This window comes from Vibrio sp. 1F169 (genome assembly GCF_041439605.1).
GTDB classification, from domain to species: Bacteria; Pseudomonadota; Gammaproteobacteria; order Enterobacterales; family Vibrionaceae; genus Vibrio; species Vibrio tasmaniensis_A.
Genome location: NZ_JBGOOI010000076.1, coordinates 1 through 20461, shown reverse-complemented (window position 1 = coordinate 20461; position 20461 = coordinate 1). Strand labels below are relative to the sequence as shown.

Below are 20461 nucleotides of genomic sequence, written 5' to 3'. Positions count from 1 at the left end.
CTCGGAAGGATCCTTCAACCGATCACTTTGGCTTTAACTGATCGGCATTAGCCTCGGTTGGCGCCTTTTTTATTGCTTAATCTGTCCTGGGGTCTGTTCCTTTACACACAAATAAGCACTGACCTACAGCGGGTAAATTCTCTGAACCCTTTTAAATACGCTCTATTCTTTCAACAATGATGGTCTTGTAACACACTGATGGTTGTCATCTGCCAACATCAAAAATTCAGCAACAGATAGTTTTCTGAGAGACTCCTTGCCGACAAAAGCACCATAGCTCTCTACAGACGACAAACGGTTAATCACAAAATTAGGTAGTGTTTGATTAAATTCAATGTCAGAAAATTGCTTACCAGAGCAAGTCTGGAACGTTTTGCCATTCCAGTAACCCTGAACCAGTCTGAGCCCTTCGTCATGCTGCTTCATCGTAGTTTCTAAAACCGACTTGGCTTCTTTCTGGTAGCTTTCGAGTTGCTTAACTTGGATAGGTAAAATTTTGCTATCAATACGATACTGCTGATATACAGCTTCGCCTGACTTATTAAAACGCACATGGACACTATACGGAACCAGCTCATTAGAAGAATTACGTTGCTCACCTTCACGAATAAATTCACGAAGTATACCTTCCGACCAAGCATAGTCAGTTTGGTACCAGCCGTAATCGCCGACAGTGACATAGTCAGCTGAAGAATGAGGTTGTGTTAGCTTGTTTGTAACCCAGTAGAAACTTGTCGCGTCGCCCATGACTTGGCCGCCGGTGTGAGTTTCAAATTGCTCTAGGTTTTTGCGAGGGCTGGTTGATGAACAGCCAATGAGAAATGTAGATAATAGTGAAACGAGAAGAAATGCTTTTTTCATAAAAACCTGTACCGAGGTGGAATACGACTACCTCGGTACAGTTTAGATTATTTCACTGAATCTTTCAGCGCTTTACCTGCAACAAATGCTGGAACATTTGCAGCAGCGATTTGGATCTCGTCACCAGTTTTTGGGTTACGACCAGTGCGAGCTGCACGGTGGTTTACTTTAAAAGTACCAAAACCAATTAGCTGAACTTGATCGCCATCTTTAAGAGCATCTGTAACACCGCCAAGAGTCGCTTCTAGAGCAGCTTTAGCTTGTGCTTTAGAAAGGTCCGCTTTTTCAGCAATAAAGTCGATTAATTGAGTCTTGTTCATTTTAGGTTTCCCTTCTTTGTATTTTTGAATTCGATTCACTCTAAAACATAAATGCCCCATCTGGCAAAGGTTTGTCGTCGATCTTTAGCTCTAATGCCGTAGTTTTAGCCATAATATGAGTAATAACTCACAATTTGTTACTGATTTTACTGAGCAAGCCCTTGTTTAAAAGGGGCTGAGAGCAAAATTAATGATGACCTAGCCACTACTTATTCTCTATAATCCACGCTGAATCGCTGCTAAAGCGTACAATTTAATTTAAGGGCAAACATGCTGCTGCTAACTATTTACGTCTCCATTGCTATTGGAGTTTCTTTCATTTGTTCTGTTTTGGAAGCTGTACTTTTGAGTATTAGTCCGAGCTACATTGCTCAACTAAAACAAAATGGGCATCCTGCAGCAGAGTCATTAGACAAACTGAAAACCGACATTGACCGCCCGCTTGCGTCAATTTTAACGCTCAACACCATCGCGCACACCATAGGTGCAGCGACAGCGGGTGCACAAGCAGCAGTCGTTTTTGGTAGCCAATGGTTAGGCGTATTCTCTGCCGTATTAACTCTGGGTATTTTAGTCCTGTCTGAGATTGTTCCAAAAACCATTGGCGCGACCTACTGGCGTCAACTTGCTCCAGCATCATCAAATGTACTTCGCTGGATGGTCTTTTTCCTAACACCATTTGTGTGGTTCTCAGAGCAAATTACCAAACGTTTAGCTCGCGGCCACCAGGCACCAAAAATGCGTGATGAGCTATCTGCAATGGCTATTTTGGCAAAAGAGAGCGGTGAATTTGCTGAAGGTGAATCAAAAATTCTGAGCAATCTGTTAGGTATTCAAGATGTGCCCGTGACTCAAGTCATGACACCACGCCCTGTTGTATTCCGCGTCGATGCAGAAATGAGTGTCAATACGTTCCTAGAACAACACAAAGACACACCATTCTCACGCCCACTGGTTTACAGCGAGCAAACTGACAATATCATCGGTTTTGTCCACCGCTTAGAGCTGTTTAGATTGCAGCAAGCGGGTTGTGGTGAGAAGGCTCTGGGTGAAGTGATGCGCCCTATCCACGTCTTGCTAAACAACATGGGCTTAGCTAAGGCCTTTGACCAAATGATGGCAAACCGCCTGCAACTGTCTTTAGTTGTGGACGAGTACGGCACAATTCAGGGCATCATCACCCTAGAAGATATCTTTGAACACCTAGTGGGTGAAGAGATTGTCGACGAAGCAGATAAAACCACAGACATGCAAGAACTGGCGTTCCAACGCTGGGAAACGTGGAAAGAGACACACGGTGTTATCGAAAACCGCGATGAAGAGGACGAGCTAGAAGAAAAAACTCTAGCAGATAACGACACCTCAGACTCAAAGTCAGCGGATGAAAGCAAGGTTCAAAAAGAAGACAAGAAAGACGCTTAATCTAAATTTGATAGCGTCAGATACAACAAAGGCTCCCTAGGGAGCCTTTGTTTCTATTCGTACTTTGATGCAATTGCAGATTATAGTGCAACACCAATGTTACTGACAGGGTCTTCACGCAGTTCGTGGCGTAGGTCTTTGATCAGCTCTAAGTCACGCTCAGTCGTTTCACGTAGAGGTCGGAAAATGGCCCACTGAACGTCCCACTCTTCACATACCGCTTCGTTTTCTTTCTGGTTTTCGTTCGTCACTTCTTCAGCGCCTTGAGCAAACTCAAGCTCAGCAACCGTCTTCACCGATTGTTGACTCACTTTAATTACCGCTTCCAACATATGCTCACGATCAAGTAGACCATGGATTAATGTTGCTAAGCCTTGGCATGCGTCCATTGCAGGGTAAACACCATAGAAATCAAAATCATCTGCGCTAGGGAATAGCTCTTCTACTTTCTCAAGTTGACGCTCAAAGTTCACCTTTGCCGTTTTAACGGTTAGGATTTCCCAAATGCTATCCAAAACATCACGGTAGATTCGAGCTTCCGCAAATTCTGTATTCTCACAAAACATGGCATAGTTAGGATACATACGCTCACATAGACACGCCATAAAAGTAATTTGTTGCCAAGGTTCTAACTTTTCAAGACGAACCTGCAGTGGATTCTGAAGCATAGTCACTCAATAATTGCAGAAAAAGACAGCGAAAGTGTACTTGATAAACCCTGGGGGGAAAAGGTAAGCCGATGAACAATTTTACGAATAAGCTCTATATTCTTACCGAGCATGACGATACCTATACGCAACTGATTCTAAACCAAGGGTTACCTGACCTCGAAATCACTCAAAACCCCGAATTAGCTGAGATCGTACTGACTGCTCCTCCTTTAATAGTGGAGCGACTTAATGAGTTTAAAAAGCTAGACTGGGTGCAAAGTACCTATGCTGGAATCAATAAACTCACTCAGCCGGATCTTCGCCAAGATTATACGCTGACCAACGTCAAAGGCATCTTCGGCCCTGCGATTGCTGAATACGTGTTGGGTTACACGATCAGCCACTGTAGACACTTTCCTCACTACCACCAGCAACAAGTACAACGAAACTGGCAGCCGCAGCTTTATACCAGCCTAACTGACAAAACCATGGTGATTTTAGGAACGGGGTCAATTGGCAGTCATTTAGCTAAAACCGCTGCTGCTTTTGGTATTCACACCATAGGTGTCAACCGGACAGGTATCCCATCAAAGCAAGAAACCTTCAAAGAAACTTTCCACATTAATGAATTAGAAGCCGCCCTCAAGCAAGCGGATATTGTAGTGAACACCCTGCCATCAACGGATGAGACCTACCAACTACTGAATCAAACCACCTTAAGCTACTGCTCTAACGTATTGCTGTTTAATGTGGGTCGCGGGGAAAGCGTAGACAATAAAGCGTTACTGCTTGCGATTAAGAATAAATGGGTTGAACACGCTTTCTTAGATGTCTTTGAATGCGAACCTCTCACACAAGAACACCCGTTTTGGACGTTGCCGCAAGTGACCATCACACCACACATTGCGGCTCTAAGTGAGCCAAGACAGGTCGTGGAGATCTTCGCCAATAATTACCAACAATGGCGAGATGGTTTTACACTGAATAACACCATTGATTTTGATAAAGGCTACTGATGTTCTCGTCACTGCTCACCGAGATACGACAATGCACCGCTTGTGAACCTCATTTATCACACGGTGCAAACCCAGTGATTCAGGCACACCCAAACGCGCGCTTGTTAATCATAGGCCAAGCACCCGGTATCAAGGTTCATCAATCATCTATCCCTTGGAACGACGCCAGTGGCGAGCGATTGAGAGAATGGCTAGAGATGGATAGCGATACGTTTTATGACGAACAAAAAGTCGCGATTGTCCCGATGGGCTTTTGCTATCCAGGAAAGGGAAAAAGTGGCGATCTACCGCCTCGAAAGGAGTGCGCTGCACTATGGCACCAAAAAGTACTGCAATCACTGCCCAACATCCAAATGACCTTGCTGATTGGTCAGTATGCGCAAAACTATTATCTAAAAGATAAAGCCACCAGCACACTCACTGAAACGGTACGTAACTGGCAGGCTTGGGCTCCAGAATTTTTGCCACTTCCCCACCCTTCACCACGTAATAATATCTGGCTCAAGAAAAACCCATGGTTCGAAAGTGAAGTCATTCCCTATATCAGGAAGCACGTATCAGAGCATTTGGCCTGCCATGATCCAAATGCCTAATTAGCTGCACATCAACGATGATTTAGCCGATATTGAGTGCGGATAGAAAGATAATAAAAAAGCGCTGCCGATTTCTCGACAGCGCTTTTTCTAAAAACACATACTGAATTACTTATGGTATGGCTTAGATAGGTCGTGAACTGCGTCCACAAATACACCAGCATTTTCTGGTGGCACATCTAGGTGAATACCATGGCCAAGGTTAAATACGTGGCCAGTACCGCCGTCACCAAAACCTTCAAGGATAGTGCCGACTTCTTCACGAATACGCTCAGGTTGTGCGTAAAGTACTGATGGGTCCATGTTGCCTTGTAGAGCCACTTTATCGCCAATACGTGCTTTTGCATCAGCAATATTGATTGTCCAGTCTAGCCCAACTGCATCACAGCCAGTCGCTGCGATAGATTCTAGCCACATGCCACCGTTCTTAGTGAACAGAGTAACCGGTACACGGCGACCTTCATTTTCACGAATTAGGCCATCGACAATTTTGTGCATGTACTGCAGTGAGAACAGGTTGTAGTCACGCGGAGTAAGTACACCACCCCATGTGTCGAATACCATTACCGACTGTGCGCCTGCTTTAATTTGCGCGTTCAGGTATTCAATAACAGTGTCAGCCAGCTTATCTAGAAGTAAGTGCAGCGTTTGTGGCTCTGCATACATCATCTTCTTGATCTTAGTGAACGCCTTCGAGCTGCTGCCTTCAACCATGTAAGTTGCCAATGTCCAAGGACTACCAGAGAAACCAATCAGTGGCACTTCGCCTTTCAGGTCTTTACGGATCTGACGAACGGCATTCATTACGTATTGAAGTTCACCTTCAGGATCCGGTAGGCCAATCTTTTCTACGTCAGCTTTACATGTGATAGGGCGTTCAAACTTAGGGCCTTCACCTGTTTCGAAGTACAAACCTAACCCCATCGCATCTGGGATAGTTAGGATGTCAGAGAACAAGATTGCCGCATCAAGCGGGAAACGACGTAAAGGTTGAAGTGTTACTTCTGATGCTAGTTCAGCGTTTTTGCACAAAGACATGAAATCGCCCGCTTCAGCGCGCGTTGCTTTGTACTCTGGAAGATAGCGGCCAGCTTGGCGCATCATCCATACCGGTGTGTAATCAACAGGCTGTTTTAAAAGTGCGCGTAAATAGCGATCGTTTTTTAATTCGGTCATTCCGTTAAATTCCAATTCAATCTTGTCTAGTTTTGATGGCAAGTATTCTAACACTGATTGAAGGGTAAAAGCTGTGTGCTTTGCAACCTAGATCAAGTTATTAACTTTTAAATCCATGCTTAATTTGCACCCAATTACAGGAGCATGTTAAAAATTTGTTCGCTAGCGAAAATTACAATTATAACAACTGAGTAGTCACTACTCAGCATCTCATAACGACATCTTACTTACCCCCTCCACTTGTGGAGGGTTTTTTTTAGTGTTTGACCACCCATAGGCCAAATACTATCACAGGTAATTTAATGTTCTAGTTCTTGCTCCGCGACGTCGGCTTTCCTTATGTCATCGACTGTATTCTCAATCAATTGTCTCGCAATCGTTCCGACTGGAGCAACATCAGGTAGGCTTGTTACGTCAAACCATTGGGCATCCGACAGTTCACTGTAATCGGGTTTAAGCGTACCACCAGCATAATCTGCAAGAAAGCCCATCATCATACTCGATGGAAACGCCCATGGCTGGCTACCAAAGTAACGAATGTTACTCACATCGATCCCCGTTTCTTCTTTGACTTCTCGCGCCACACACTGCTCTAGGGTTTCTCCAACCTCTAGGAAGCCCGCTATTACCGTGTACATACCCGTTTTATGCCTTGGGTGCTGCGCAAGTAATATCTTGTTGTCGTTTCGTACAGCGACAATGATGCACGGGAAGATACGAGGGTAATGAAGCGTTCGGCAGTCTCCACACTGCATCGCCACCTGATTATGATTGAGATGATTACGACCGCCGCACTGAGGGCAAAAACGCATACTTTGTGTCATGTTCCCATACTGGATAGCTTTGCTTGCGATCAGAAAACTTGATTCAGGCCAGTGAAGCAAATCTCTTAGGCTGACCATGCTCAGATCAATCTCCACATCGCAATCGTTGAGCCAATACACCTTACGACCTTGATGCTGACCAATGCAGATTGCATGCTCGACATCCAGCCCTAGCTCTTCAGCTGAGCCATAAGGAAACTGATCATTATTAACCCAAATATCACTACCTGAAACGACGCACCAATAAGCTTGCTCTGTCATTTTGTTATCACTTTTTTTTAACATCCCTATGCCTCATTGCTTGCAGTTCGTTCATTTTACTGGCAATCTGATTTCATACTAGAGTTGTAGCAGAGAATAATTCAAACTATTACTTTTAGTAGATACCAATAAATGGACCCTGCTTAGGCAATTACTTGATCACAAGGTTGTGATCAGATCATGAGGACATGGTCATGCTAAATAAATTCAAACAAATACAAGAACAATGGGGTGGCTCTAATGAGGTCATCGATCATTGGCTCGAAACTCGACAGTCTCTAATCGTTGAGTATTGTAAGCTAGGTGCCTTGCAGCCAGCTAGCAATGGGCAATCAAACGTTGTTGAACTCCCTTCTCCTAAAGAAATAAGCTCATTCTGCGATCATGTTGTCGATTATATCTCAGAGGGTCATTTTAAGATCTACGATATGGTCATGAAAAAATGGCAAGCAACAGGCTTTAAAACCAATGACGAGATTGATACAACTTACGCGAAGATCGTACTTACAACCGAGCCGCTTCTAGAGTTCAATGATAAGTACGTTAAAGTAAGTGCAGACGATGAGTTGCCTAACTTCGAAGGAGATATGTCAAAAGTAGGTGAACTACTCGAAGTACGTTTTGAAGTAGAAGATAATCTTATCCAGCTTATTGCAGACAGTTTAGCGATTCCACCAGGCGCTTAGTTAGCTGAATCCTTAATAAGCTTGCCTCTGTGCAAGCTTTTTGTTTTGTCTGTAAGGTTATCCAAACTACCCAGAACCTTTCAGACAGAGCTTACTCGCTCGCCCTGACCTTTAGCCATAAGCATATGGTTACAGCCCTAATCAGCCTAATCATCTCTACCCTTTATCTTACTGGCCTCAAAGAGCACTCTTCAGGACATAAATCCAACCCCACCAGCTAGATAATCACACCTATCACTTTATAAGTCATAGCTAAATACCAATACGACAGATACAAAAAAGGCACCCGAAGGTGCCTTTTTTCTTATCTCTTAGAGACTACTCGTAGAGCTTACTCTTCTGAAGAGAAACCAGCGTTTAGAAGTGCTGCTAGATTGTCAGTAGCTTGCTCAGCTGAAGGACCTTCTTGCTCTTCTTCACGTTGCTTTTGACGCTCTTGGTGGTATGCGAAACCAGTACCAGCTGGGATCAGACGACCAACAATTACGTTCTCTTTCAGGCCGCGAAGGTCATCACGCTTACCAGAAACCGCAGCTTCTGTTAGTACGCGAGTCGTTTCTTGGAACGATGCAGCTGAGATGAATGACTCAGTTGCAAGAGATGCTTTAGTAATACCTAGTAGATCACGTTCGAAACGCACTAGTTCTTTACCTTCAGCTTCTAGCTTACGGTTAGCAATCTTAACATTGTGGTACTCAACTTGTTCGCCAGGTAGGAACGGAGAGTCACCAGAATGTGTGATTGTACATTTACGTAGCATTTGACGAACGATAGTCTCGATGTGCTTATCGTTAATCTTTACGCCTTGTAAGCGGTAAACTTCTTGAACTTCGTTCGCGATGTACTGAGTCACAGCGTGGATACCACGTAGACGCAGGATATCGTGTGGAGTTTCAGGACCGTCGGCGATTACATCACCACGTTCAATCTTCTCACCTTCGAACACGTTCAATTGACGGTGCTTAGGAATCATCTCTTCGTAAGCGTCACCGCCTTCACGAGTGATTACTAGACGACGCTTACCTTTCGTTTCTTTACCGAAAGACACAGTACCTGTGTGCTCAGCAAGGATCGCAGGCTCTTTAGGCTTACGAGCTTCGAATAGGTCAGCTACGCGTGGTAGACCACCGGTGATATCTTTGTTTCCGCTCGATTTTTGAGGGATACGAGATAGTGTGTCACCAATGCCAACTTCAGCGCCATCTTCGATGTTTACAATCGCTTTGCCAGGTAGGAAGTAGTGAGCTGGCATATCAGTACCAGGAATCATTACGTCGTTACCTTGCTCATCAACAAGTTTGATAGCTGGACGCATATCTTTACCTGCTGCTGGGCGAGCTGCTGCGTCTGTTACTTCACTTGAAGAAAGACCAGTTAGATCGTCAGTTTGACGAGAAACTGTAATACCATCGATCATATCTACGAATTGGATACGACCTGCCACTTCAGTGATGATTGGCATGGTATGCGCTTCCCAGTTAGCTACAACTTCACCAGCAGTAACTGCTGCGTTGTCGCCTTTGGTTAGCATCGAACCGTAAGGAAGTTTGTGCTTCTCTTTAGTACGGCCGAACTCATCAATAATCGTCATCTCAGATGCACGAGAAGTGATAACCAGTTTCTTATCTTTGTTAACTACGAACTTAGCATTGTGAAGTTTCACAGTACCAGTTGTCTTAGCTTGGATGCTGTTCTCTGCTGCTGCAGTAGATGCCGCACCACCGATGTGGAACGTACGCATCGTTAGCTGTGTACCCGGTTCACCGATAGATTGTGCAGCGATAACACCAACTGCTTCACCTTGATTCACTAGGTGACCACGTGCTAGGTCACGACCGTAACACTGTGCACAACAACCGAAGTCTGCATCACAGGTAACAACAGAGCGCACTTTCATGCTATCTACTGAGTTGTCTTCCATGATTTGACACCACTTCTCATCAATCAGAGTATTACGTGGAATCAGTACATCTTCAGTACCAGGCTTAAGAACGTCTTCAGCTACTACACGACCTAGAGCAAGCTCAGAAAGTGCAACTTTAACGTCACCACCTTCGATGTGAGGCATCATGTCGATACCTTCATGCGTGCCACAGTCATGTTCGTGTACTACAACGTCTTGAGCAACGTCTACTAGACGACGAGTTAGGTAACCCGAGTTTGCTGTTTTCAGTGCTGTATCCGCAAGACCCTTACGAGCACCGTGCGTTGAGATAAAGTACTGAAGGACGTTTAGACCTTCTTTAAAGTTCGCTGTGATCGGCGTTTCGATGATTGAACCATCTGGACGCGCCATCAGACCACGCATACCTGCTAGCTGACGAATCTGAGCTGCAGAACCACGTGCGCCCGAGTCGGCCATCATGTAGATGCTGTTGAACGATTCTTGCTGTTCTTCTTCGCCGTCACGGTTGATAACTGTTTCAGAAGATAGGTTATCCATCATTGCTTTCGCAACGCGGTCATTCGTAGATGCCCAGATATCGATAACTTTGTTGTAACGCTCACCCGCAGTAACAAGACCAGATTGGAATTGCTCTTGGATTTCGCGAACTTCTTCTTCAGCAGATTCAATTTCATCGTATTTCGCTTGAGGAACAACCATATCGTTGATACCTACAGAAACACCAGAAAGTGCCGCGTATGCGAAACCTGCGTACATGATTTGGTCAGCAAATACTACTGTATCTTTTAGACCAAGCTTACGGTAACACTCGTTAAGAAGAGTAGAGATCTGCTTCTTACCTAACTTTTGGTTAACGATGCTGTACGGTAGGCCAGCTGGAACGATCTGCCATAGCATTGCACGACCTACAGTCGTATCAACTAAGCCAGTATTCGTTGTGCTATTGCCGTCTTCATCTACTACAGTTTCAGTGATACGTACTTTAACGCGAGCGTGTAGCTCAGCAGTCTTAGTACGGTATGCCTTTTCAGCCTCAGCAGGGCCAGCAAGGTACATACCTTCACCTTTCACGTTGATCTTGTCACGTGTCATGTAGTAAAGACCCAATACAACGTCCTGAGAAGGTACGATGATTGGATCACCAGATGCTGGCGACAGAATATTATTCGTCGACATCATTAGGGTACGAGCTTCAAGCTGTGCTTCTAGAGTTAGAGGCACGTGTACAGCCATTTGGTCACCATCGAAGTCGGCGTTGTATGCCGCACACACTAGTGGGTGAAGCTGAATCGCTTTACCTTCGATTAGTACTGGTTCAAACGCTTGGATACCTAGACGGTGAAGTGTAGGTGCACGGTTAAGCAGTACTGGGTGTTCACGGATCACTTCGTCTAGGATATCCCAAACGATCGCTTCTTCGCGCTCTACCATTTTCTTAGCAGCTTTGATTGTCGTAGCCATGCCACGAGTCTCTAGCTTGCTATAGATGAACGGCTTAAATAGCTCAAGTGCCATCTTCTTAGGAAGACCACACTGATGTAGACGAAGGTATGGACCAACTGTGATTACAGAACGGCCAGAATAGTCTACACGTTTACCTAGAAGGTTCTGACGGAAACGACCTTGTTTACCCTTGATCATATCAGCAAGAGATTTCAGAGGACGCTTGTTAGAACCCGTGATCGCACGACCGCGACGACCGTTATCTAGAAGGGCATCAACAGACTCTTGCAGCATACGCTTTTCGTTACGTACGATGATGTCTGGAGCCGCTAGCTCTAGAAGACGCTTCAAACGGTTGTTACGGTTGATCACACGACGGTAAAGGTCGTTCAGATCAGAGGTCGCAAAACGACCGCCATCTAGTGGTACTAGAGGACGTAGATCTGGCGGTAGCACTGGAAGTACAGTTAGGATCATCCACTCAGGCTTGTTGCCTGACGAAATGAACGCTTCAACTAGCTTCAAACGCTTAGTAACTTTCTTACGCTTAGTTTCAGAGTTAGTTGTTTCCAACTCTTCGCGCATTTCTTCCACTTCTTGATGAAGGTCCATTGTTGAAAGCAGATCTTTGATCGCTTCAGCACCCATCTTAGCAGTGAATTCGTCACCCCACTCTTCTAGACGATCCAGATACTCTTCTTCAGTAAGCATCTGAGATTTTTCTAGATCAGTCATACCCGGTTCAGTTACTACGTACATTTCGAAGTAAAGAACACGTTCGATATCACGCAGAGGGATATCCATTAGTAGACCGATACGAGACGGTAGTGATTTTAGAAACCAGATGTGAGCAACTGGTGAAGCAAGCTCGATGTGGCCCATACGGTCACGACGAACTTTAGTTTGTGTAACTTCAACGCCACACTTCTCACAGATAACACCACGGTGCTTCAGGCGCTTGTATTTGCCACAAAGACATTCGTAGTCTTTAACTGGACCAAAAATACGTGCACAGAACAGACCATCACGTTCAGGTTTGAACGTACGATAGTTAATTGTTTCTGGCTTTTTAACTTCACCAAAAGACCACGAACGGATCGTGTCTGGTGAAGATAGACCGATTTTGATTGCATCAAATTCTTCGGTCTTATGCTGTGCTTTTAGAAAGTTTAATAAGTCTTTCACGTTCAGCTCCTGTAAGGAGTTAAAGGAGCTCACCGACTAAAGTGAGCCCCCTTTACCAAGTAATCCAATCTTCTTTATAAAAAAGAGGGATTACTCTTCGTCTTCTAGCTCGATGTTGATACCTAGCGAGCGAATCTCTTTCAACAGTACGTTGAACGACTCTGGCATGCCAGGTTCCATGCTATGGTTACCATCTACGATGTTCTTGTACATCTTAGTACGGCCGTTAACGTCATCTGACTTAACTGTTAGCATTTCTTGTAGAGTATATGCAGCACCGTATGCTTCTAGTGCCCATACTTCCATCTCACCGAAACGCTGACCACCGAACTGAGCTTTACCACCAAGTGGTTGCTGAGTTACTAGGCTGTAAGAACCAGTTGAACGAGCATGCATCTTGTCATCAACCAAGTGGTTCAGTTTCAGCATGTACATGTAACCAACAGTTACAGGACGCTCAAACGAATCACCAGTACGACCATCAAACAGTTTAAGCTGACCAGATTCTGGCAGATCACCCAGTTTAAGTAGTTCTTTGATTAGAGACTCAGAAGCACCGTCGAACACAGGTGTAGCAATCGGTAGACCGCCACGTAGGTTCTTGATCAGTGTACGAACTTGATCATCAGACAGTTCAGCAATATCAACTTTCTGACGAGTATCGCCAAGATCGTAAACCTTCTGTAGGAACTCACGGAACTTATGCAGTTCTTGTTGTTCCTTAACCATTTGGTTGATCTTGTCACCGATACCTTTCGCAGCCAAACCTAAGTGAACTTCTAGGATCTGACCGATGTTCATACGCGATGGTACACCCAGCGGGTTAAGTACGATGTCTACAGGCTGACCTTTCTCATCGTATGGCATGTCTTCAACAGGGTTAATCTTAGAGATTACACCTTTGTTACCGTGACGACCGGCCATCTTATCACCAGGCTGGATACGACGTTTAACCGCTAGGTAAACTTTAACAATCTTAAGAACGCCAGGCGCTAGATCATCACCTTGAGTGATTTTACGACGCTTAGTTTCAAACTTCTTATCGAAGTCTGCTTTTAGCTCATCCCACTGCTCAGCAAGTTGCTCAAGCTGTGTTTGTAGCGCATCGTCTTCTAGAACTTGCTCTAGCCATTGCTTACGACCGATAGTATCAAGCTTAGCTTCAGAGTAACCACCAGACAGAAGTACAGCTTTAACACGGTTAAGAAGGCCACCCTCAAGAATTTGGAACTCTTCAGTTAGATCTTTCTTAGCTTCTTTAAGCTGCATCTGTTCGATTTCAAGTGCACGTTTGTCTTTCTCTACGCCATCGCGAGTGAAGACTTGTACATCGATGATAGTACCCGAAACAGAGTTTGGTACACGTAGAGAAGTATCTTTAACATCAGATGCTTTCTCACCGAAGATAGCACGTAGTAGCTTCTCTTCAGGAGTCAGTTGAGTTTCACCTTTAGGGGTTACTTTACCAACTAGGATGTCGCCACCCTTAACTTCAGCACCAATGTAAACGATACCTGACTCGTCTAGTTTAGACAGAGCAGACTCACCTACGTTTGGAATATCAGCTGTGATCTCTTCAGAACCCAGCTTAGTATCACGAGCCACACAAGATAGTTCTTGAATGTGGATTGTCGTGAAACGGTCTTCTTGAACTACGCGCTCAGATACTAAGATCGAGTCTTCGAAGTTGTAACCGTTCCAAGGCATGAATGCGATACGCATGTTTTGGCCAAGAGCTAGTTCACCAAGGTCTGTTGAAGGACCGTCAGCAAGAACATCGCCGCGTGCAACTGGTTCACCAGGAAGTACAGTTGGACGTTGGTTAATACATGTGTTTTGGTTCGAACGCGTGTACTTAGTCAGGTTGTAGATATCGATACCAGCTTCGCCAGGTACCAATTCATCTTCGTTAACCTTAACTACGATACGAGAAGCGTCAACAGACTGAACTTGACCACCACGTTTAGCAACCGCTGTAACACCAGAGTCAACTGCGATGTTACGTTCGATACCCGTACCTACTAGAGGCTTATCAGCTCTAAGTGTTGGTACAGCTTGACGTTGCATGTTGGCACCCATCAATGCACGGTTCGCATCATCGTGTTCTAGGAACGGGATAAGCGAAGCAGCGATAGATACTACTTGGTTTGTCGCAACGTCCATGTAGTCAACGTGATCGCGTGGGTGAAGACCAGATTCACCTTTTTGACGAGCTGTGATTAGCTCATCTGCAAACGTACCTTCTTCAGTAAGAATGGTATTTGCTTGCGCGATTACGAATTGACCTTCCTGGATTGCAGACAGGTAATCAACTTCTTCTGTTACTACACCATCTACTACACGACGGTACGGAGTTTCTAGGAAACCGTAATCGTTACAACGTGCAAATGCAGATAGCGAGTTAATTAGACCGATGTTTGGACCTTCAGGCGTTTCGATCGGACATAGACGACCGTAGTGAGTTACGTGAACGTCACGTACTTCGAAGCCTGCGCGCTCACGAGTAAGACCACCAGGACCTAAAGCAGAGATACGACGCTTGTGCGTAACTTCTGACAATGGGTTGTTTTGGTCCATAAACTGTGAAAGCTGTGAAGAGCCAAAGAATTCTTTAACTGCAGCAGAGATCGGCTTAGCGTTGATAAGGTCTTGAGGCATGATTGCATCAAGGTCACCAAGGCTTAGACGTTCTTTAACGGCACGTTCTACACGAACTAGACCAACACGGAATTGGTTTTCTGCCATTTCACCTACAGAACGGATACGACGGTTGCCAAGGTGGTCGATATCGTCCACTTCACCAATGCCGTTACGGATACCAATCAGTTTCTTCATCACTTCGATGATGTCTGATTCATCCAGAGTACCGCGCTCTTCTTCTTCTTCACGCTCGATAGAGCTGTTGAATTTCATACGGCCTACAGTTGATAGGTCGTAACGATCTTCAGAGAAGAATAGGCTTTCGAACAATGATTCTGCAGCTTCTTTCGTTGGTGGCTCGCCAGGACGCATCATGCGGTAGATTTCTACCAATGCAGAGATGCGATCTACTGTGCTATCCGCACGTAGAGTGTCTGACATGAATGGACCATGGTCTAGGTCATTCGTGAACAGCACTTCTAGAGTCTTGTGACCTGCTTGAGACAGGTTAGCAAGTGCTTCTAGGCTAATCTCTTGGTTTGCGCCAACGATGATCTCGCCAGTTGCTTCGTTGATGTAATCTTTCGCAGCAATCTTTTCAACGATGTACTCTACTGGTACTTCGATGTGCTCAACGCCATCTTTTTCAAGTTGACGGATATGGCGAGCAGTTACACGACGACCAGTCTCAACGTAAGTTTTGCCGTTTGCTTCGATGTCGAATGACGCAGTTTCACCACGTAGACGATCAGGAACCAACTCCATAAGTAGAGTTTGGTCTTTCACTTCGAAGTTCACTTTGTCGAAGAACAGATCTAGGATCTCTTCAGTCGATTTACCAAGTGCACGAAGGATAATCGATGCTGGTAGCTTACGACGACGGTCGATACGTACGAATAAGTTATCCTTAGGATCGAACTCAAAGTCTAACCATGAGCCACGGTAAGGAATTACACGTGCGTTATAAAGAACTTTACCTGATGAGTGGGTCTTACCCTTATCACTGTCGAAGAACACGCCTGGGCTTCGGTGCAGCTGGGATACGATAACCCTCTCGGTACCATTAATTACGAAAGTACCATTGTCAGTCATAAGCGGAATTTCGCCCATGTAGACTTCTTGTTCTTTAATGTCTTTTACAGTACCTGCTGGTGCATCTCGATCAAAGATAACTAGACGTAGTTTTACGCGTAGTGGCTTTGAGTAAGTAACACCGCGGATTTGACATTCTTTAACGTCAAAAACTGGCTCACCAAGACGGTAGCTAACGTATTGCAGCTCAGAATTGCCGTTGTAGCTCTGAATTGGAAATACAGAACGGAAAGCAGCTTCAAGACCGTATTGACCTTCAGGATCCTGTTCGATGAATTTGTCGAAAGAATCAAGCTGGATCGATAACAGGTATGGAATGTCCAAAACTTGTGGACGAGTACCAAAATCCTTACGGATGCGCTTTTTCTCGGTATAAGAGTAAACCATGGGGTTCCTCAGCTCGCTGATAAGTGACCCAAACCACCCAAAACACTCTTCAGAGGGGGCGGTGACAAACAGCTGTTTACTGTAGTGAACAATCATTTCGAAAAAATGACTGTTTTTTTGCTTGGATTATGACGGTTAAACAGCGGAAATTTCGTCATAGCCCTACAGCGCAAAAAGGCCGGTGGTTAATAAACCACCAGCCATTAGCCTTGCGGCTAAGAAATTAAGTAATAATTACTTAACTTCAACAGAAGCGCCAGCTTCTTCTAGCTGTGCTTTAAGAGCTTCAGCTTCAGCTTTGTCAACGCCTTCTTTAAGCGCTGCAGGAGCTGAGTCTACAAGACCTTTAGCTTCTTTAAGACCTAGGCCAGTTGCGCCACGTACAGCTTTGATAACTTGTACTTTGTTAGCGCCAGCAGCAGTTAGGATTACGTCGAATTCAGTTTGCTCAGCAGCAGCTTCAGCAGAAGCACCACCAGCTACAACTGCAGCAGCAGCAGTAACACCGAATTTCTCTTCCATAGCTTCGATAAGCTCAACAACTTGCATTACAGACATTTCTGCAACTGCGTCTAGGATTTGCTCGTTAGTAATAGACATAACAATTCTCTTTTAAGTCAACAATAAGTTTAAATAGCAACCAGTGAAAAGCAAGGCTTAAGCCGCAGCTTCTTCTTTTTGGTCGCGAACAGCAGCGATAGTACGAACCAGCTTGCCAGCAGAAGCTTCTTTCATGCACATCATTAGGCGTGCGATAGCTTCGTCGTAAGTTGGTAGTGTCGCTAGTACTTCAGCATCAGTAACTGCGCCTTCAAATGCAGCAGCTTTGATCTCGAAATCTTTATTCTCTTTAGCGAAGTCTTTGAAAAGACGCGCTGCAGCACCTGGGTGCTCATTAGAGAATGCGATCAGAGTTGGACCAGTGAAAGTGTCAGTTAGACACTCGTAGTCTGTACCCTGAATCGCACGGCGTGCTAGTGTGTTACGAACAACTCTCATGTAAACACCCGCTTCGCGAGCTTGTTTACGTAGAGAAGTCATTGCGCCAACAGTAACGCCACGAGAATCAGCTACAACTGCAGAAAGTGCACCACTGGCAGCTTCGTTGACTTCAGCAACAATTGCTTTTTTGTCTTGAAGATTTAAAGCCATTTGGATTAACCTCTGGTTGTGATTACAGCACTCATACAAAATGTAATGAGCGTTTACGATGTTATTTAAAAATGAATAAATTCACTTCAAACCACAACATCGCCTACGTAGGTTTTATTAAGCTATATCTCCGAAGAGTACGGCGCCTACGGTCTTGGGACGGATGACCTGAATTGCTTCAAAAATCATCCAACCACAAATATTAGGCGCAGAAGTATACACTAAATCTGCGCCGAAGCAAATTAGTTTGCTTGAGTGTCAAGACTAGCTTGATCAACAGTAACACCAGCACCCATTGTAGTAGAGATGCTTACTTTCTTCAGGAAAGTACCTTTCGCTGAAGAAGGCTTAGCTTTCTTAAGAGCAACTAGAAGTGCTTCTAGGTTCTCTTGAAGCTGTTTAGCTTCGAAAGATGCTTTGCCGATAGTAGTGTGGATGATACCGTTCTTGTCGTTACGGTAACGAACCTGACCAGCTTTAGCGTTCTTAACCGCTTCAGCAACGTTAGGAGTTACAGTACCAACTTTAGGGTTTGGCATAAGGCCGCGTGGACCTAGGATTGTACCTAGTTGACCAACAACACGCATTGCATCAGGAGAAGCAACAACAACGTCGAAGTTCATTTCGCCTTTTTTCACTTGCTCAGCAAGATCTTCCATACCAACGATATCTGCGCCAGCTGCTTTAGCTGCTTCTGCGTTTGCACCTTGAGTGAACACAGCAACGCGGATGTCACGGCCAGTACCGTGAGGTAGCACAGTTGCGCCACGTACGTTTTGGTCAGATTTACGAGCATCGATGCCTAGGTTAACAGCAACATCTACAGACTCAACGAATTTAGCAGTAGCTAGTTCTTTAAGAAGAGCAACAGCTTCGTTGATTTCGTATTCTTTAGTTACTTCAACTTTGTCGCGGATTACGCGCATACGCTTAGTAAGTTTTGCCATGATCTTATCCCTCTACCACTAGGCCCATTGAACGAGCAGTACCAGCAATAGAACGCTTCATTGCTTCGATGTCAGCACCAGTCATATCAGCAGCTTTAGTTTCTGCGATTTCCTGAACTTGAGCGTCAGTTACAGTACCAACTTTCTCAGTGTTTGGACGACCTGAACCAGACTTAACGCCAGCAGCTTTCTTAAGAAGAACAGCAGCAGGTGGAGTCTTAGTTACGAACGTGAAAGAACGGTCGTTGTAAACAGTAATTACTACTGGAGTAGGTAGACCTTTCTCAACAGATTCTGTTTTTGCGTTGAACGCTTTACAGAATTCCATGATGTTCACGCCGTGTTGACCTAGAGCAGGACCAACCGGTGGACTTGGGTTTGCCATACCAGCTGCAACTTGCAGTTTGATATAAGCTTCAACTTTCTTAGCCATGATATTTCCTAATTTTTGGGTACATACGCTAGCCCTGAGGCAAGCTCCCCTTAATTTCAATTAACTCTTTCTTACTTCGATAGAAGTAAAAAGGCGCGAAATTATAATCATAATTCGCGCCTTTAACAACCCTAAAAAGGTGGTTTTTTATACTCTTTTATTTTGAACAACTTATGAAGCATTTATCCACAGCTTGTTCAAAAGTTAGAGTTTTAGTCCAGCTTTTCAACTTGACCAAATTCAAGCTCAACCGGTGTTGCACGACCAAAGATCGATACAGATACCTTAATGCGGCTTTTCTCGTAATCTACTTCTTCAACTGTACCGTTGAAATCAGCAAACGGACCATCGTTCACACGAACCACTTCACCCGCTTCGAACATTGTCTTAGGACGTGGAGACTCGCTCGCTTTCTCTAGACGGTTCAAGATAGCATCAGCTTCTTTGTCAGTGATTGGTGCAGGACGATCAGAGGTACCACCAATGAAGCCCATAACACGAGGAATGCTGCGTACTAAGTGCCATGATTCATCATTCATGATCATTTGCACTAATACGTAGCCAGGGAAGAACTTACGTTCGCTTTTACGGCGTTGACCTGCACGCATTTCCACTACTTCTTCAGTAGGTACTAAAACGTCACCAAAGAATTCTTCCATGTCGTGCATTTTAATATGTTCGCGTAACGATTGAGATACACGACCTTCATAGCCAGAAAAGGCTTGAACTACATACCAACGTTTTTTTGGAGCTTCACTCATGAATCAGAACCCTCTACACTCCAGTTGCTAGAGAAACTAAACGGACCATAATGCCGTCAATTCCCCAAAGCACTAGAGACATAACAATACATACAGCTAAAACGATCAATGTAGTTTGCATAGTTTCTTGGCGAGTAGGCCAAACAACTTTACGAATCTCCATACGAGATTCTTTTGCAAAATCGATCGCAGCTTTACCTTTAGTTGTTGTTGCTGCAACGCCTAGTGCGGCAGCAATCAGCACAACTACACCTGCAGCGCGAATTACAACAGACAATTCACCATACAGGTAATTACCCACAACAGCAGCAGCCAACAGTACAAAAGCGACTACCCACTTCATTGTATCTGCTGCACCTGAGCTATCAGGAGTTTCAGCGTTTGCTTTCATAAAACCAACCTGTGATAAGTCTTAAATATAGACGACAATAACCCCGCTGTTGCAGGGCACATTCCTTTGCGTTGCAAAACAACACATCTAACAGTCATTTTAGTTAAAAAGACCGTTTAATTCTTTGCTAAGAGTTAAAATTGATGTCAAAACACCCAACTCTTTTTTCAGCGCAGAAAAAGGGCATCAAATGATGCCCTTTTTACTAGTGGTTCGTCAAATCTTATGCAAAGATTTTAGCTACAACACCAGCACCAACTGTACGGCCACCTTCGCGGATTGCGAAACGTAGACCTTCGTCCATTGCGATTGGAG

General features: G+C 44.7%; 17 protein-coding genes and 1 pseudogene. 4 read left to right on the top strand and 14 right to left on the bottom strand.

All coding sequences use genetic code 11. The features are described 5' to 3' along the window. Window positions 1-162: 162 nt before the first annotated feature. Both ACED53_RS19885 and hupA read right to left on the bottom strand, forming a co-directional pair. Window positions 163-861: a DUF1481 domain-containing protein gene (locus tag ACED53_RS19885; protein WP_017101057.1), complete on the bottom strand. Its 699-nt coding sequence runs from the start codon at window positions 859-861 to the stop codon at window positions 163-165. 47 nt (window positions 862-908) lie between these two features. Continuing rightward, window positions 909-1181, bottom strand: a complete 273-nt coding sequence (gene hupA / locus ACED53_RS19880) for a nucleoid-associated protein HU-alpha (protein WP_004729753.1) — start codon at window positions 1179-1181, stop codon at window positions 909-911. Window positions 1182-1451: 270 nt separating this feature from the next. On the opposite strand from hupA, the gene ACED53_RS19875 reads away from it, so the two are divergent. Then, the gene (locus ACED53_RS19875; RefSeq protein ID WP_009844683.1) at window positions 1452-2603 is read left to right on the top strand and encodes a CNNM domain-containing protein; all 1152 of its coding nucleotides are present in this window, start codon (window positions 1452-1454) and stop codon (window positions 2601-2603) included. A gap of 80 nt (window positions 2604-2683) precedes the next feature. Here ACED53_RS19875 and ACED53_RS19870 read toward each other — a convergent pair whose 3' ends face one another. Continuing rightward, the gene (locus ACED53_RS19870) at window positions 2684-3271 is read right to left on the bottom strand and encodes a YjaG family protein (protein WP_017055908.1); all 588 of its coding nucleotides are present in this window, start codon (window positions 3269-3271) and stop codon (window positions 2684-2686) included. Window positions 3272-3342: 71 nt separating this feature from the next. Between ACED53_RS19870 and ACED53_RS19865 the strand changes: the two genes are divergently transcribed. Beyond that, a complete protein-coding gene (locus tag ACED53_RS19865) occupies window positions 3343-4269 on the top strand; it encodes a D-2-hydroxyacid dehydrogenase (RefSeq protein ID WP_017101058.1) in 927 nt (308 codons plus the stop codon). Further along, complete coding sequence (locus ACED53_RS19860) at window positions 4269-4862, top strand: uracil-DNA glycosylase family protein (RefSeq protein ID WP_017096514.1); 594 nt, start codon at window positions 4269-4271, stop codon at window positions 4860-4862. Before ACED53_RS19865 ends, ACED53_RS19860 begins: the two co-directional genes overlap by 1 nt. A gap of 108 nt (window positions 4863-4970) precedes the next feature. Here the strand turns inward: ACED53_RS19860 and hemE are convergent, their stop codons facing one another. Then, on the bottom strand, window positions 4971-6038 hold the full coding sequence (hemE, locus tag ACED53_RS19855) for a uroporphyrinogen decarboxylase (protein WP_004729761.1): 1068 nt from the start codon (window positions 6036-6038) through the stop codon (window positions 4971-4973). Window positions 6039-6337: 299 nt separating this feature from the next. Then, a complete protein-coding gene (gene nudC / locus ACED53_RS19850) occupies window positions 6338-7147 on the bottom strand; it encodes an NAD(+) diphosphatase (RefSeq protein ID WP_017101059.1) in 810 nt (269 codons plus the stop codon). Between the two features lie 164 nt (window positions 7148-7311). Here nudC and ACED53_RS19845 point away from each other — a divergent pair, with 164 nt between their 5' ends. Beyond that, window positions 7312-7809, top strand: coding sequence for an Rsd/AlgQ family anti-sigma factor (locus tag ACED53_RS19845; protein WP_012604999.1), 498 nt, complete (start codon window positions 7312-7314; stop codon window positions 7807-7809). A gap of 331 nt (window positions 7810-8140) precedes the next feature. Here the strand turns inward: ACED53_RS19845 and rpoC are convergent, their stop codons facing one another. The 9 genes and pseudogenes from rpoC to ACED53_RS19800 form a co-directional block, all read right to left on the bottom strand. Further along, window positions 8141-12343 (bottom strand): DNA-directed RNA polymerase subunit beta', encoded by a 4203-nt coding sequence (rpoC, locus tag ACED53_RS19840; protein WP_009844676.1) that lies wholly within the window; start codon window positions 12341-12343, stop codon window positions 8141-8143. A 90-nt stretch (window positions 12344-12433) separates the two neighbouring features. Beyond that, entirely contained in the window at window positions 12434-16462 is a 4029-nt protein-coding gene (rpoB, locus tag ACED53_RS19835; RefSeq protein ID WP_009844675.1) for a DNA-directed RNA polymerase subunit beta, read from the bottom strand. 234 nt (window positions 16463-16696) lie between these two features. Then, a complete protein-coding gene (rplL, locus tag ACED53_RS19830; protein WP_009844674.1) occupies window positions 16697-17062 on the bottom strand; it encodes a 50S ribosomal protein L7/L12 in 366 nt (121 codons plus the stop codon). Between the two features lie 57 nt (window positions 17063-17119). Next, window positions 17120-17614, bottom strand: a complete 495-nt coding sequence (gene rplJ, locus ACED53_RS19825; RefSeq protein ID WP_009844673.1) for a 50S ribosomal protein L10 — start codon at window positions 17612-17614, stop codon at window positions 17120-17122. A gap of 242 nt (window positions 17615-17856) precedes the next feature. Beyond that, the gene (rplA, locus tag ACED53_RS19820) at window positions 17857-18561 is read right to left on the bottom strand and encodes a 50S ribosomal protein L1 (protein WP_017101060.1); all 705 of its coding nucleotides are present in this window, start codon (window positions 18559-18561) and stop codon (window positions 17857-17859) included. 4 nt (window positions 18562-18565) lie between these two features. Continuing rightward, on the bottom strand, window positions 18566-18994 hold the full coding sequence (rplK, locus tag ACED53_RS19815; protein WP_010435555.1) for a 50S ribosomal protein L11: 429 nt from the start codon (window positions 18992-18994) through the stop codon (window positions 18566-18568). A gap of 212 nt (window positions 18995-19206) precedes the next feature. After that, the gene (nusG, locus tag ACED53_RS19810) at window positions 19207-19755 is read right to left on the bottom strand and encodes a transcription termination/antitermination protein NusG (RefSeq protein WP_012605006.1); all 549 of its coding nucleotides are present in this window, start codon (window positions 19753-19755) and stop codon (window positions 19207-19209) included. A gap of 13 nt (window positions 19756-19768) precedes the next feature. After that, on the bottom strand, window positions 19769-20146 hold the full coding sequence (secE, locus tag ACED53_RS19805; protein WP_017096511.1) for a preprotein translocase subunit SecE: 378 nt from the start codon (window positions 20144-20146) through the stop codon (window positions 19769-19771). A 223-nt stretch (window positions 20147-20369) separates the two neighbouring features. Continuing rightward, window positions 20370-20461 (bottom strand): annotated as a pseudogene (locus tag ACED53_RS19800) (elongation factor Tu); the annotation flags it as partial.